Origin of the sequence: Chryseobacterium daecheongense (assembly GCA_027920525.1) — a bacterium.
GTDB classification, from domain to species: Bacteria; Bacteroidota; Bacteroidia; order Flavobacteriales; family Weeksellaceae; genus Chryseobacterium; species Chryseobacterium proteolyticum.
This window is the reverse complement of record CP115858.1, coordinates 3223743-3236728: the sequence shown is the minus strand read 5'-3', so window position 1 is coordinate 3236728 and position 12986 is coordinate 3223743. Positions and strand designations below refer to the sequence as shown.

The window sequence follows — 12986 nt, the reverse complement described above, 5'->3', positions numbered from 1 at the left end:
ATCATGAAAAAATATAGCGCACAGGTTGATGAATATATCGAAAAATCCCCCGATTTTGCAAAACCCATCTTACGCTACCTTCGGGAAACGGTTCATGAGTTTTGCCCTGATGCAGAAGAGGCGATCAAATGGAAATTTCCTACTTTTATGTACAAAGGCAAAATACTTTGTTCCATTACTTCATTCAAACAATATTGCAGCCTTGGATTTTGGCTTCACGGGGAAATGAAAACCATTGCAGAATTGGAAACGACAGCTGAGAAAACTTCGATGTTTAGCTTAGGTAAGATTACTAAAATAGAAGAACTCCCTTCAAAAGCTCTCTTGAAAAAAGCCATTCTTGAGGCTATGGAACTAACAGATATGGGAGTAACCATGAAAAAAACACCTCCAATAAAAACAGAAACTGAAATTCCCGATTATTTCAATAAAGCTTTACAGCAAAATAAAAATGCTTTAAAAGTATTTGAATCAAAATCTCCATCTTTTAGAAAAGAGTATATCAATTGGATTACCGAAGCAAAAACTGAAGCTACAAGAAATAAAAGGATAGAACAAGCTCTTGAATGGATAGAAGAAGGTAAAGGAAGAAATTGGAAATATGAGAAAAAATCCTAAATCATTATCTTTTATCTTATTTACGCATCTAAAAAATCATCTCTCAGTCACTGGCAGAGATGGAAACAGGCTATAAACTCCCTATATTGCAAAACTTAATTCCACACCCGTTGAATTCATTCTAATATACGTCAAGTTTTGGCGCTATCCATATCTACTTTTGTTTTCTAAAAAGACTAAATTTTGTAATTATGGATAAAGTGACCTTAGAAAGAATAGAAAAACTTCACCCTCTGGTAAGAGCGGAAGTAAAGCAAATCATTAAAGAATGTGACGAAGCCCTCACCGGAAGAGCAAAAGTAAGAATTACGCAAGGTTTACGGTCCTTTGAAGAACAGGAAAAGCTCTATGCAATAGGACGAATTACCTCCGGAAAAAAAGTGACCAATGCCAAAGCCGGACAAAGTATCCACAATTATGGTTTGGCGGTGGATATTTGTTTGATGATAGATGGGAAAACAGCAAGCTGGGACACTGCAAAAGACTGGGATAATGACGGAATAGCAGACTGGTATGAATGTGTCAAAATTTTCGCGAAGCACGGCTGGGATTGGGGAGGAAACTGGAAAACGTTTAAAGACCTTCCTCACTTCGAAAAAAAGAATTTTCCAACCCAAAAAGGGCTTGTAAAAACCACCTGGAAAACCCTTTCTAAAATGGCAAGGGACAAAGCCGGATATATTATTTTTTAATCTTTTTTATTGAAAATAATTATAATACGACAAGTTCTGTCGCTTTTTCCGCCTATCTTTACTTTACAAGAAAACAACAAAAGCAAACAAAGTCTGCATGATAAAAAAAATTGTTTTATCCCGAAGAATGACCCATGGTTTTGAATATTAAAGATTGTAAGTGTTCTATTAACAATTAATATCAACAAATGAAAAAGACAACCATTCTTTCTTTAGACGGCGGCGGAATAAGAGGCATTATCACCTGTATTATTTTACGCTATATAGAAGAGCAGCTCCAATATTATGATAAGCCCAATGCAAAACTTGGAGATTATTTTGATTTGGTAGCAGGAAGCAGCACGGGAGGACTAATCGCTTCAATTATTTTATGTCCCGATGAACATCGAAAAGCCAAATACTCTATTCAAAAGGGGTTAGAGCTGTATGCTGAAAAGGGGGGTAACATATTCCAGGTTTCTTTTTGGGAGAAACTTGTAAACCCTTTTGGATTGATTAATGAGAAGATTTCTCAGGAAGCACTTGAGAAAAATCTGAATGATTTTTTTGGACATCTTGAATTAAAGGAATTGATAAAACCATGCTTAATTACCAGCTATGATATAGAAAACAGAAGAGCTAAACTTTTTAATTCATGGGAAGCCAGCCTAAGTACTGATAATTTTTATGTAAAAGATGTTTGCAGGGCAACTTCGGCGGCACCCACCTATTTTAGTCCGGTCCAGATAAAATCGATGTACGGACAGCTTTTCAGCCTTATTGACGGAGGGATGTTCGCCAACAATCCTGCACTTTGTGCGTATGCCGAAGCAAGAAAAATTCCTTTTGCCGAAGTATTGAAAAATCACCAGAAAGCCAACCATCCCACTGTTAATGATATGATTATCGTATCAATAGGGACCGGGATTGAATCCCGAAGTTATTCTTTCAAAAAACTGGAAAAAGCAGGAAAAATCGGCTGGGTAACTCCTATAATTGACATTCTGATGTCTGCGAATGCAGAAACCGTAGATTATCAGTTATGTCAGATGTTTCAGACATTAGGGTTAAGAAATCAAAAAAATTATTATCGTATCAATCCTTCATTAAAGAATGCATCTCCGGCTATGGATAACGTAAGACGTTCGAATATTGAAAATCTGATCCAGGCTGGATTGAGCTATATTGATGATAACAGAGAAACATTAAATCAAATTGTACAGAAGCTCATTAAAAACAAAATATAAGCTTTTAAGCTTATATGATATGATAATAAGCTTTAAAGCTTATATAGATAAATATTTGTTCTCAACAGAAACATTTTATAACACGACGAGTTTTGACGCCACAACTAATTATCTTTGAAATAACAAAATAACCAGGGAAGCCAAAGCAAACAAACTGCTTCAACCCTAAAATATCCCTATTAATTTTAATCCGTTTTTAGTTTCAGTTTATGAAAACTGAGCCAGGATATGTATTACCTATAGAATATTAGTCTGCTAGCACTACTATATATTATTAACCAATTAATAACCTTAACAATTTTAAATTATGGCAAATTTAGTACAAGAATTAAACAGTTTGGATTTCAGTGTTTATATCGGAGGACCGATGCAAGCAGCCATTAAAGCTCAACATGATGCCTCTATTTCACAAGTGGATTTCATCAAAGAAGTCGGGTTCTATCCGGAAGGACACCCTAAAGCAAAAGAGCTAAGATATGTAGATTTCAAATATAAGAAATCCGTACCTGGTGCAAATGATACGGTGACACAGTCTGAAGTTACCTTACAGGTGCCTTTTCTTTCCATGCTTACGATTCCGGCTTTGAGAATCGATGAAATGACCATTGATTTTAACGCAAAATTAAATTCAGTAGAAACACAGTCTGCTTCAAGTGAGTTTTCCGGAAGTGCATCCATAAGTGCAAAAATCTGGAAAGTAAAATTCAACGCTTCAGCTGCTTATAAGAAGACTACTTCAAGTACTTCTACCACAGAAAAAACATATACGTTGGGAGTACATGTAAAAGCTGTAAATGATGAACTACCTGCCGGTCTTGCAAAGATTATGGACATGCTGGAAGATGCTATTGTAGCTAATGCTGCTGCACCAACTGCTTAATCTCATTTATTCAGATGGCTGCCCGGGCAGCCATCTCTTTTAAACTTTTAAATATAAAAAACTTATCATGCCAAAATTGAATGAATATTTGGGAGGAATTGTTTCTGAAATTGCTTCTGCCAGAAAAATGGCAGACCTCCAAACAGTACAGATTGCAAAAGAATACGCACAAGACGACCTACTGAAACATTTTTCCATTCCAAGAATGAAAGTCGGAACTGTAGATCTTACAATACCTTTCGCTACGGCAGGCAATTCACCCATCATGGCCTTTAGAGATTTTGCTTACGACGAGATTATTAAAATAGCTAAGACCAATTACAATCCTTCCGATATTAAAAGCGATCAAAGCCTGAGGGCTTTTCTGGTGGATCTTGAAGTTTATTATAATGATGCTATCAAAAAAATACAAGACGATAATACTTCTATCATTACCGATTCACAAATACAATATTTTGATACAATTCCCAAATATACACTGGAATTCTGTCAGTCGTTGCCCAATTTCAGCTGGAGGCAAACAGATCCTCAGTTTTTCCAGCAGAGTATCCTGAACAGAGTTGTTCGGGAAGCAAGGAAAATCATAGAAAAGATCGACGATTACGAAATTATTGTGGAAGCAAGTAGACTGATGGAACTGGATGCAAAATGCCTGATCTATGCTAAAATGAGTGTAAGTGAAGCAGGAATGGAATGGTCCAGATATGAAGACATTAACGGAAATATTATAGAAACCTTAATTCCTGAATAATATGGTAAAGAAATCACAATTCATTCTGGTATCCCAGTTAAAGGATAATCTTCAGGAGTTTCCTGTGATCGTTACTGCATTAGAAAAAAAGGAACCTTTCTTTATTGAAAAAACATTATCATGGCTAAAGTCTGTAGAAGAGATTTTTTCCCATAATAATATCAGTGAGGTTTCTGAAATTGCAGGATTCAGAAGTAAAATTCTGGCAGCTAAATACAGTGATGAAAGAGGTTTTAACACAAAGAAAAACCAGATAAAAATTGCAGCCAACCTTCTGTATGATGTACAAAACTGTGTAATTCAGGTTTTAGCACCTCACGAAGGGAAAATGAATGAGTGCAGGGACATCACAAAACAGATACTTACCATAACAGCACAAAAAAAAGGACTGCAGTATACCAAGGAAATAGACTTCAATGATTTTGTTCAAAAAGTGTGGTGGTATATCCTTTCCGATGCGGACCTAAAACCCGGAGGAATCAAACTTAAATCAATGCTTTCAGAGATGGACATTAGTATGCTGATTGCCGATGAAATAGATCTTGAAGATTTTTCCTAATCTAAAAAATAGCTCAATTTTTTGAGTTATTTTTTTTAATACGTCAAGTTTTGTCGTCCCCTCTTTCTACTTTTGAATCATAGACCAAGGCACAAAAAAACAATCTTTAAAAACTTTCAAAAGCCATTGAATTCAACATTAATTAATGCTGAACAGCCTAAAATATGTTCAATCTTTAAAACACACGACATGGAAACACCAAATCACAATCCAGATATAACTTTTGATACCGATCTCTACACTATAGAGTGGAGTGACATCGAAAATGTGGAGATAGATTATGAAAACTATCTCAATGATATTGAGCTCTTTTTCAAAGAAGATTTTGAGAATGAGATCCTCGAAGACGATATTTATTTATAAACCTTGTTAGTTATGAAGTTCCGTTGCTATCTGATAATCTCACAGCTCCATAATACCTTTTAAACACCAATCATCATTATTGGATAGCCGGAACTTTTTACCTTTTTAGCGTTCAGAAAGAAATGATTCCAGAAACTCAATTAAAAAAAACAAAAATACGACATTTTTTGTCGCATTAAGAGCATATATTTGTATTATAAAAACTTAACCGTGAAACGCTTGCGTTCCATTTGAAATAACTGACTGGAAAGCTTTAAATAAAATTAACCCGAATGAAAAAAGATTTTTACTTAACAAGATATGCTCTGATTATTAAAAAATTAGAAAGTGCTCCTGCGACCTATTCTCAGCTGGAAGATTATCTTTTAAATTCTTTTGAATTTCAGGACGCTGATATTAAGAGTTACTCCATCCGTACTCTTCAGAGGGATATCCGTGAGATATCTGATCTTTTTAACCTTTCTATCCATAATAAGAAGAAAGGTGATAACCGTTATTATATAGAAAGCCGTCCAACGATGGAAGTGGATGAGTATAACCAGAAACTCCTGGAATCCTTTCAGGTAAGTAATGCTTTAAATGTTCATCCGGATTTTTCAGGGTACATCTTTTTTGAATCCCGAAAACCAACGGGTGTAGAGCATTTCTATGATCTTTTCTTTGCCATTCGTAATAAACGTGTCGTTTCTTTTGAACATTACAATTACAAAAATAAAGTTATGACATCAAGAAAAGTACACCCTTTAGCATTAAAAGAATCTAAAGGCAGATGGTATCTCATTGCTATAGATACCAATGATAAAGCACTTAAATCGTTTGGACTGGACCGGATCAATTATCTGGATGTAAGTAAGACCAAATTCCGGGAAAAATATCGTTATAACTTCCGAGAATATTTTAAAAATGCATTCGGGGTTATGAATTTAACAGAACAAAAACCTCAGAAAATTACATTGAAATGCTCACGTCATCAGGGAGAATATATCAAAAGTTTTCCGCTTCACCAATCTCAAAATGAGATTAAAGAAACTCCTGAAGATATATACTTTGAGTTCTTTTTGCATCCTACTTATGATTTTATGCAGGAAATCCTTTCTTACGGAAAAGAGGTAAAAGTCCTTGAACCTAAATCTTTAGTTGATGAAATCCGCAATCATCTGAAAGAATCATTAAACAGCTATCTGGAAGACTAATAAAGGTTCATTTTGAATTAAGTTTTTTTGACTATTTTTACATAAATATCCACAATTTGAAATCTTTATTACTGTTATTATGCTGTTTTTGTTCTGCAATATTCTTCTCTCAGCAACGGGAAGAGTTTAAGCAGGTAAAAAACTATTATAATCAGCATCGCAGTATGCTGAACACTGAGTTCAGAAAAAAGTTTGATGCTGAAACCGGTAATTTTCAAAAAGCAGCCATTAAGCAGGATTTTATTTTTTTCATGAAAAAAATGGATAGTATAGAAAATGTTGCGTTAATCGGAGCTCTATTAAGAGTAAAAAATACTGAAGACCTCAGCAGAATCCGATTGGAAAACAGAATGGCACCCCCCGAAAAGGCTCCGGAAATCTTTCCCATTACAGACAAATCAGCAGATTATCCCGGCGGTATTAATGCTCTGAGGCAAGAGGTCGCCCATTTGTTTTATATTGATGGAGTTTTCTCAGAAGAGAAAACAGTAAAAGCCAATGTTGCTTTTATCGTGGAGAAGGATGGCACTATCAGCAATGTAGAAGCACAGGGGGATAATTTCACTTTTAATCGCCAGGCCCAGATTGCATTGTATTCTCTTTCAGAAAAATTTTCTCCAGCAATCATCAACGGTGATCCCGTTAGATATCGTTTTAAACTTCCACTAACTATGACTATTGAATAATAAAATGTTTACTGACGAATACTTTATGAAGATGGCTTTCCAGGAAGCAGAGATGGCTTTCGAAAAAGATGAGGTTCCGATCGGCTGTGTAGTCGTTTCCAATAACCGTGTTATTGCAAGGGCACATAATTTAACCGAAACCCTTAATGATGTAACGGCTCATGCAGAAATGCAGGCGATTACTTCTGCAGCAAATTTTTTAGGAGGAAAATACCTGATCAATTGCACATTGTATGTTACTTTAGAGCCTTGTGTCATGTGTTCAGGGGCACTGGCCTGGTCACAAATATCCAAGGTAGTTATTGGCGCAAGAGACGAGCAAAGAGGCTTTATCAATAAACACCTCAGCCTCCACCCCAAAACCGAAGTGGTTACAGGAATTATGGAACACGAATGTTCGGCAATCGTTAAAGAGTTTTTCAGATCAAAGAGATAAAGATTAATCCTTACAGGTAATATTAAAAATACTCTTTTCAATTTTCTTATATGATTTTTGTTGTGGTTTAAGTTCCATTCTATGATACTTATACATTGTATCAAGATTATGGTATTCATCATCTTCTGACGCTCCCTGGGGGTGTTTTGCCGTATAGACCTCTTTGGATGCATCGTAGTTATAGTTGTAATTAAGATAGGACTCCTCATCAAAGTCCTCCTGCATTGATCTTTCTCCAGGCCCATATGCCTCAATATTATAAGCCAGATTACTGATGATAGATTCTTTTGAAAAGCCGGATACCCCTCCATTAATAAACGTTTCCATTTCTTTCAGTTCTGCAGGCTGAAGATCTTTTCTGAGAGAAGAAGGGCGATTTTCATTTCTGAAATATAATCTTCCTTCTTTAAATTTTGCCGTAAATGGTTTTTGCCTTAAAGCAGATGAATAATACATAACAATAAAATTATTATACCTTTTATTTTCTGCTACATAATGTAAGTCTTTAGCCTGATCAAACAAAGCCACAGAAAGGATAATATCTTTAAAATTACTCCCAAACTCTTTTACCATTGGATAAGAGAAACAGTTAGCATCATCATTTAATACAGGCTGAATGCCCTGTTCTGAATTTCCCATATAAATTTTGGTATCCCTCTCAAAGTTATCAAACATAACTTTAGTTCCTTTTTGGCCGGCATCATATCTGCCGTACACATCAAAAGGATACTTAGGTGTAGAAGGGATAAAAGAAATGAGATTATCATTATCCATACTCCATGTTCCAAGAATAACCTGCCCAAATGTAGCCATCACAAAGCGGTGGTTTTCCAAAAGTATCCAATTATAGCCTCCGTCATCAGGATTTCCAGAATCCACGTGATAAGATCCGGAAACTTTGGTCTGTGCAGTAGAAAAGATAGTATTGGTGAGCAGAAATAAGATAATCAGATTTTTCATGGTATAGGTTGGTGAAGTTAAAACCTACACCTAAGGTACTGAAAAACTATTTGCTCCTAAAAATGGAATACATGAGAACGTCAAAGTACTGTCCGTCTTTTTTAAGATGCTGTTTTAGTATGGCCTCCTGCTCCATTCCTATTTTTTGCATAATCCTTCCGGATGACGGATTGTGGAAAAAATGAGTGGCAAAAATCTTGTTAAATCCAAGCTCTTTAAATCCAAACTCAACCACTGCAGAAGCCGCTTCTGTTACGTATCCTTTATTCCAGAACGGGACAGCCAGCCAATAGCCCAATTCAGCTTTATCATCTCCTCTGTCATGAAGTCCTATAGCTCCAATAATCCTATGTTCTTTATTTCGGATCGCAAAAGTGAACCCTGATTTATTTTCAAAAGCTTCTTTTGAAATTTTCAACCAGAATTCAGCATCCTTTTCAGTGTAAGGATAAGGAATATTAGAGGTGAGCTCTGAAAAAACTTTATCCTGAAGATATTCGACAATTAAAGGAATATCGCCTTCTTCCAGCTGTGAAAGAATCAGTCTTTTTGTTTCTATTACAGGAAATTTTTTCATGATTGATCTTTACCTAAAAAATAAAGTCCCTTTAAAGTATGAAGTCTGTCCGTAATATGTATTTTATTGGTTAAAGGCTTATACACATGAGAAACACCACCGGTCGCAATGACGAAACAATCATCATTCACCTCTTCATTAATACGATCTATAAATCCTTCCACCATTCCCAGGAAACCATAAACCATTCCGCTCTGCATACAGGTTACAGTATCGAGCCCTAAAACAGATTTTGGTTTTTTAAGTTCTATTTCCGGTAATTGGGCAGTCTGGCTGATGAGAGAGTTTAGCGAGGTAACAATTCCCGGCGCAATAATCACACCCAGCGTTTCACCGGTCTCAGTAACACAACTTGCTGTAAGTGCGGTACCGAAATCTATAATAATCTTCTTACGGCCAGGGTACATATTATGTGCTGCTACCAAATTGGCATAGATATCTGTTCCCATTTGTTTGGATTTTGCCTGAACCCCGGAAGGAGTATTTCTATCAACAATGACAGGGGAAATTCCGTGTATTTTTTTAATGGCAGAGCTCATTACTTTAGTAAGCTGAGGAACTACTGAACCAATAATCACATTTTGTATTGCGCCCGGTTCAATCTTATAGGTCTGATACAACATCAGCATCTGGACATACAATTCATCAGCGGTTCTGTAAGGCTTTGTATTAATCACCCATGAAATATCACAGTTGTCATCATCAAAAAGACCAAATCTTATATTGCTGTTTCCAATATTTATAACAATAGAGTTCATTTATTTTAACTAAATGGGTTTGAAAATGAGTGTAAAAATAAGGCTTTATGGTGAAAAGTTCTATGAAACTACCTATTAATTTAAAATCACTGTTTGCAAATCATTTCATTTATTAAGTCTGCCGCTACACTTATAAAAATAAATAAGACACTTATCAATTCATTCTATCGGGCATGTAGGTTTTAAGGTACATTTGAAATATCAACTCATTTAAAACCAATACTATGAAAAACTTCAAAAGAATTTCAAGGCATGCACTTAAAACAATCCACGGGGGAAATATAAACTGTCCAGTTCCCGGAAGCAGTGTTCCGGCAATATGTCCGGGAACGAGATGTCCTGCTAACCCATGTGCTACTCCCAACTGCATTATACCCGCTGCATGCTCACCTGATTAAGACAAACAAAAAAGGAGTATTTTCATACTCCTTTTTTATTCTATTTTACTTCAACAAAGTTATCTGCCATATTTACGTCAGCTAATCTCTGACTGAAATCGATCCCCAAAACCTGCAACTGAGATTGAGAATAAGGTATCGTTAAAGTATATTCCTTTTGTGTCCATGGCCAGTAATTCATGGTCTTAAAATCTCCGTATGCATCTTTCTGTTTCCATGTACGAGTAAGATTTGTCGGAATCTGATAAGTAACAATTTTCTTATCTTTTGTCATTACACTAAAATCAACAGGCATTGGAACCTGTCCATTATTCACCAATGTGATCGTTGTGGATTTCGCATCATATTTTACATCTTTAATCCCATAATCAATGGTCTTGGTTGTATTGATCCAGTAATGATGGAACCACTTTAAATCCATTCCGGATACTTTCTGTGCAATATGAAGAAAGTCCCGGTCTGAAGGATGCTTTAAACTCCAGTTGTCAAAATATTCCTTCAAAATTTTGGCAAGATTTTCCTCTCCAACAATATATCCTAACTCAACAAGATATAATTCTCCTTTTACATAGGAAGCATAAGTATAAGAAGTACCATTGTCATGGTGATCTCCTAACCATACTGCTGGTTCTTCAATTCCTTTTTTTACAAAATTCCGGTAAGCTGTCAACCTATCAACAAAAGGATTAGGCAGCTTATCTTTAGGTGGAAACAACTGATACATTACGTATCCCTCAGCATAACTGGTAAATCCTTCATCCATCCATGGTTTCATAGATTCGTTGGTAGCCAGCATTTGTTGATACCAAGAATGGGAACCTTCATGTGTCATAAGCCCCATCAGGTCTTCAATATCTTTTGATTCGCCTAAGATCATGGTACACATCCCATACTCCATTCCACCATCACCACCCTGGATAAAGGCATAGGTAGGATAAGCATACTTTCCAAAATGAGAATTCATTATCTCAAAATATTTGGTAACATAAGGTTGCGCCTGTTCCCAGACTTTGGTTTTATCATTTTTTTGATAAACCAGATATACTTTAGGTCCATTAGGAACATCAAAGCTATTAACTACATAGTCTCTGTCCGCACTCCAGGCAAAGTCCAGGATATTTTTAGCTGTCCACCTCCAGGTTGCCTTTTTATTTTTCTCTGTCTTGATCTTCGCATTCGCATCATAACCCTTCACTTCACCTGGGTTTTGAAGAATGCCTCCGGCTCCTACTACATAATCTTTATCAATTTTAATAGTAACGTCAAAATCAGAGAACGGGGCATGAAATTCTCTCCCTATATAGTCGAAAGTTGCCCATCCGTCATAGTCATATTCAGAAATTTTCGGGTACCATTGGGTCATGGTCATATCAATTCCCTCTTCATTGTTTCTTCCGCTTCTTCTGATCTGTTGAGGTATCACAGCGTCCCACTCCATCGTAAATGATGTTTTGGAATTGGGTTTAATAGGCTCATTCAGATAAACCTTCATAATGGTTTCCTGAATTTCAAACTTAAGATCTTTGCCATTTTGCTTGATCCAGTGTATATTTTGCGCACCTTCCTGATCCTTAGGAATCGAGGCTAGTCTTGAAATTCCTCCTCTCTGCAATCTTGAATCACCATTTTTACCTTGACTAGCTACTCTTTGATCCATCATTGAATTGGGTTTAAAAGCATTCCAGTATAAGTGGAAATACACTACATTCAGCTCGTCCGGCGAGTTATTTGTGTATTCTAATGTTTGATTTCCCTGGTAAGTAAATTTTTCTGCATTAACATCAATATCCATCTTGTACTTCGCAGCCTGCTGATAATAAGGATTCTGCTGGGCATGAAATTGTGAAATGACAAACGCAAAAATGATTGCAATCGACTTTTTCATTTAAAAATTATTTTTTTTAAAGGTAGGTATTTTATCCAAAACCCTCAAAAAAGTGGAGTTATTTGGAATTCGAGATGTTATCTAAGGATCTCATAACAAAATAAGAGTTCTTTAGTTTATGGATGGGTAATCATTTTTTTGATCAAAGTAATTTGCCCTAAATGATAATAACAATGCTCAATCATTCCATCTATATTTCTTTGATAAGTTCCGTATTTTTCGTCTACAAAAACTTCACTAAGCTTATTGTCCGACATTTGTTCAAGTAGCTCGGCAAACCTTTCCGAATCTGCCCAGAGTTTATTAAGGATTTTCTCCCATTGCTCCTGAGATTCTACCGGCGGTAAATCAAAACTAAATTTATCTTTTATTTCAAGCACTCCTCCTTCAAAAACCTGTAAGACACCAGCAATATAATAATCGATATGGAATGCCAGCATTGCGATCGTATTCAAAGAACCTATTTTTGTTATTGCCTGTTCCCAGGTTACATCAGAAAGCTGATCTTTAAAATTGGTATTGGCGATCCAGAGACCGTCAAGCATAACTTCTCTGAATCTTTTTGATAATTGTATGGCTGAGCTCATGCTTTTCATTTTATTTTTTTAAAGTTAATTAATTTCATGTTCTCAGTTCTTGCAGATTTGGAGATAATCCAATTTTTTGATCCACAAGTAGTGTACTTGCTGTTAGTGAAAAACATCAATGGCATTGGTATTTAAAAATAGAAAACCTCGAGTTTTATACTCGAGGCTTATATAATTTAAAGTAGATTATTTTTATAAACAAATTTTACTAAAATCAATCCTAAAATAGGAAATACAATTGATATAAGTATTAGCACTATTTTCTTTACAGCAGAAAAGCTACTTTGTATAACTTCTTTAATTGCGAAAACCATGATTATAAAATTCAATAAAAATACGATCAATAATATAGCATGATGAGAACTTATCATAATAAATTTATTTATAATACTATAAAAATTGCATTAACACATCCAT

Annotated in this window: 16 protein-coding genes; 10 read left to right on the top strand and 6 right to left on the bottom strand. The window is 35.5% G+C overall.

Annotated elements, in window-relative coordinates; translation table 11 throughout:
* Window positions 1-3: 3 nt before the first annotated feature.
* From PFY10_14425 to PFY10_14380, 10 genes are all read left to right on the top strand, one after another.
* Complete coding sequence (locus PFY10_14425) at window positions 4-618, top strand: YdeI/OmpD-associated family protein (GenBank protein WBV55423.1); 615 nt, start codon at window positions 4-6, stop codon at window positions 616-618.
* Between the two features lie 191 nt (window positions 619-809).
* Window positions 810-1310 carry a M15 family metallopeptidase gene (locus PFY10_14420; protein WBV55422.1) on the top strand — a complete coding sequence of 167 codons (501 nt, stop codon included), beginning with the start codon at window positions 810-812 and terminating at the stop codon, window positions 1308-1310.
* Window positions 1311-1498: 188 nt separating this feature from the next.
* Window positions 1499-2536, top strand: a complete 1038-nt coding sequence (locus tag PFY10_14415; GenBank protein WBV55421.1) for a patatin-like phospholipase family protein — start codon at window positions 1499-1501, stop codon at window positions 2534-2536.
* A gap of 307 nt (window positions 2537-2843) precedes the next feature.
* Window positions 2844-3416, top strand: a complete 573-nt coding sequence (locus PFY10_14410) for a DUF2589 domain-containing protein (GenBank protein WBV55420.1) — start codon at window positions 2844-2846, stop codon at window positions 3414-3416.
* Window positions 3417-3483: 67 nt separating this feature from the next.
* Complete coding sequence (locus tag PFY10_14405; GenBank protein WBV55419.1) at window positions 3484-4167, top strand: hypothetical protein; 684 nt, start codon at window positions 3484-3486, stop codon at window positions 4165-4167.
* A 1-nt stretch (window position 4168) separates the two neighbouring features.
* Window positions 4169-4726, top strand: a complete 558-nt coding sequence (locus PFY10_14400) for a hypothetical protein (GenBank protein WBV55418.1) — start codon at window positions 4169-4171, stop codon at window positions 4724-4726.
* Between the two features lie 189 nt (window positions 4727-4915).
* Window positions 4916-5089: a hypothetical protein gene (locus tag PFY10_14395; protein ID WBV55417.1), complete on the top strand. Its 174-nt coding sequence runs from the start codon at window positions 4916-4918 to the stop codon at window positions 5087-5089.
* A gap of 272 nt (window positions 5090-5361) precedes the next feature.
* A complete protein-coding gene (locus tag PFY10_14390) occupies window positions 5362-6282 on the top strand; it encodes a WYL domain-containing protein (GenBank protein ID WBV55416.1) in 921 nt (306 codons plus the stop codon).
* A gap of 56 nt (window positions 6283-6338) precedes the next feature.
* Window positions 6339-6968, top strand: a complete 630-nt coding sequence (locus PFY10_14385) for a hypothetical protein (protein ID WBV55415.1) — start codon at window positions 6339-6341, stop codon at window positions 6966-6968.
* Window positions 6969-6972: 4 nt separating this feature from the next.
* Window positions 6973-7404, top strand: coding sequence for a nucleoside deaminase (locus PFY10_14380; protein WBV58945.1), 432 nt, complete (start codon window positions 6973-6975; stop codon window positions 7402-7404).
* A gap of 3 nt (window positions 7405-7407) precedes the next feature.
* Here the strand turns inward: PFY10_14380 and PFY10_14375 are convergent, their stop codons facing one another.
* The 6 genes from PFY10_14375 to PFY10_14350 form a co-directional block, all read right to left on the bottom strand.
* Complete coding sequence (locus tag PFY10_14375; protein WBV55414.1) at window positions 7408-8364, bottom strand: hypothetical protein; 957 nt, start codon at window positions 8362-8364, stop codon at window positions 7408-7410.
* 46 nt (window positions 8365-8410) lie between these two features.
* Complete coding sequence (locus tag PFY10_14370) at window positions 8411-8941, bottom strand: GNAT family N-acetyltransferase (GenBank protein ID WBV55413.1); 531 nt, start codon at window positions 8939-8941, stop codon at window positions 8411-8413.
* Window positions 8938-9699: a type III pantothenate kinase gene (locus PFY10_14365; protein WBV55412.1), complete on the bottom strand. Its 762-nt coding sequence runs from the start codon at window positions 9697-9699 to the stop codon at window positions 8938-8940. The genes PFY10_14370 and PFY10_14365 overlap by 4 nt, the downstream gene beginning before the upstream one ends.
* Window positions 9700-9853: 154 nt before the next feature.
* A complete protein-coding gene (locus tag PFY10_14360) occupies window positions 9854-10069 on the bottom strand; it encodes a hypothetical protein (GenBank protein WBV55411.1) in 216 nt (71 codons plus the stop codon).
* Window positions 10070-10137: 68 nt separating this feature from the next.
* Window positions 10138-11982 (bottom strand): M1 family metallopeptidase, encoded by a 1845-nt coding sequence (locus PFY10_14355; protein ID WBV55410.1) that lies wholly within the window; start codon window positions 11980-11982, stop codon window positions 10138-10140.
* Window positions 11983-12098: 116 nt separating this feature from the next.
* Window positions 12099-12569 (bottom strand): DUF1572 domain-containing protein, encoded by a 471-nt coding sequence (locus PFY10_14350; GenBank protein ID WBV55409.1) that lies wholly within the window; start codon window positions 12567-12569, stop codon window positions 12099-12101.
* Between the last annotated feature and the right edge of the window lie 417 nt (window positions 12570-12986).

Coding starts and splice junctions, on each gene's coding strand:
- PFY10_14425 (WBV55423.1), top strand. CDS start 4: ATGAAAAAATATAGCGCACAGGTTGATGAATATATCGAAAAATCCCCC.
- PFY10_14420 (WBV55422.1), top strand. CDS start 810: ATGGATAAAGTGACCTTAGAAAGAATAGAAAAACTTCACCCTCTGGTA.
- PFY10_14415 (WBV55421.1), top strand. CDS start 1,499: ATGAAAAAGACAACCATTCTTTCTTTAGACGGCGGCGGAATAAGAGGC.
- PFY10_14410 (WBV55420.1), top strand. CDS start 2,844: ATGGCAAATTTAGTACAAGAATTAAACAGTTTGGATTTCAGTGTTTAT.
- PFY10_14405 (WBV55419.1), top strand. CDS start 3,484: ATGCCAAAATTGAATGAATATTTGGGAGGAATTGTTTCTGAAATTGCT.
- PFY10_14400 (WBV55418.1), top strand. CDS start 4,169: ATGGTAAAGAAATCACAATTCATTCTGGTATCCCAGTTAAAGGATAAT.
- PFY10_14395 (WBV55417.1), top strand. CDS start 4,916: ATGGAAACACCAAATCACAATCCAGATATAACTTTTGATACCGATCTC.
- PFY10_14390 (WBV55416.1), top strand. CDS start 5,362: ATGAAAAAAGATTTTTACTTAACAAGATATGCTCTGATTATTAAAAAA.
- PFY10_14380 (WBV58945.1), top strand. CDS start 6,973: ATGTTTACTGACGAATACTTTATGAAGATGGCTTTCCAGGAAGCAGAG.
- PFY10_14375 (WBV55414.1), bottom strand. CDS start 8,364: ATGAAAAATCTGATTATCTTATTTCTGCTCACCAATACTATCTTTTCT.
- PFY10_14370 (WBV55413.1), bottom strand. CDS start 8,941: ATGAAAAAATTTCCTGTAATAGAAACAAAAAGACTGATTCTTTCACAG.
- PFY10_14365 (WBV55412.1), bottom strand. CDS start 9,699: ATGAACTCTATTGTTATAAATATTGGAAACAGCAATATAAGATTTGGT.
- PFY10_14360 (WBV55411.1), bottom strand. CDS start 10,069: ATGCAGTTGGGAGTAGCACATGGGTTAGCAGGACATCTCGTTCCCGGA.
- PFY10_14355 (WBV55410.1), bottom strand. CDS start 11,982: ATGAAAAAGTCGATTGCAATCATTTTTGCGTTTGTCATTTCACAATTT.
- PFY10_14350 (WBV55409.1), bottom strand. CDS start 12,569: ATGAGCTCAGCCATACAATTATCAAAAAGATTCAGAGAAGTTATGCTT.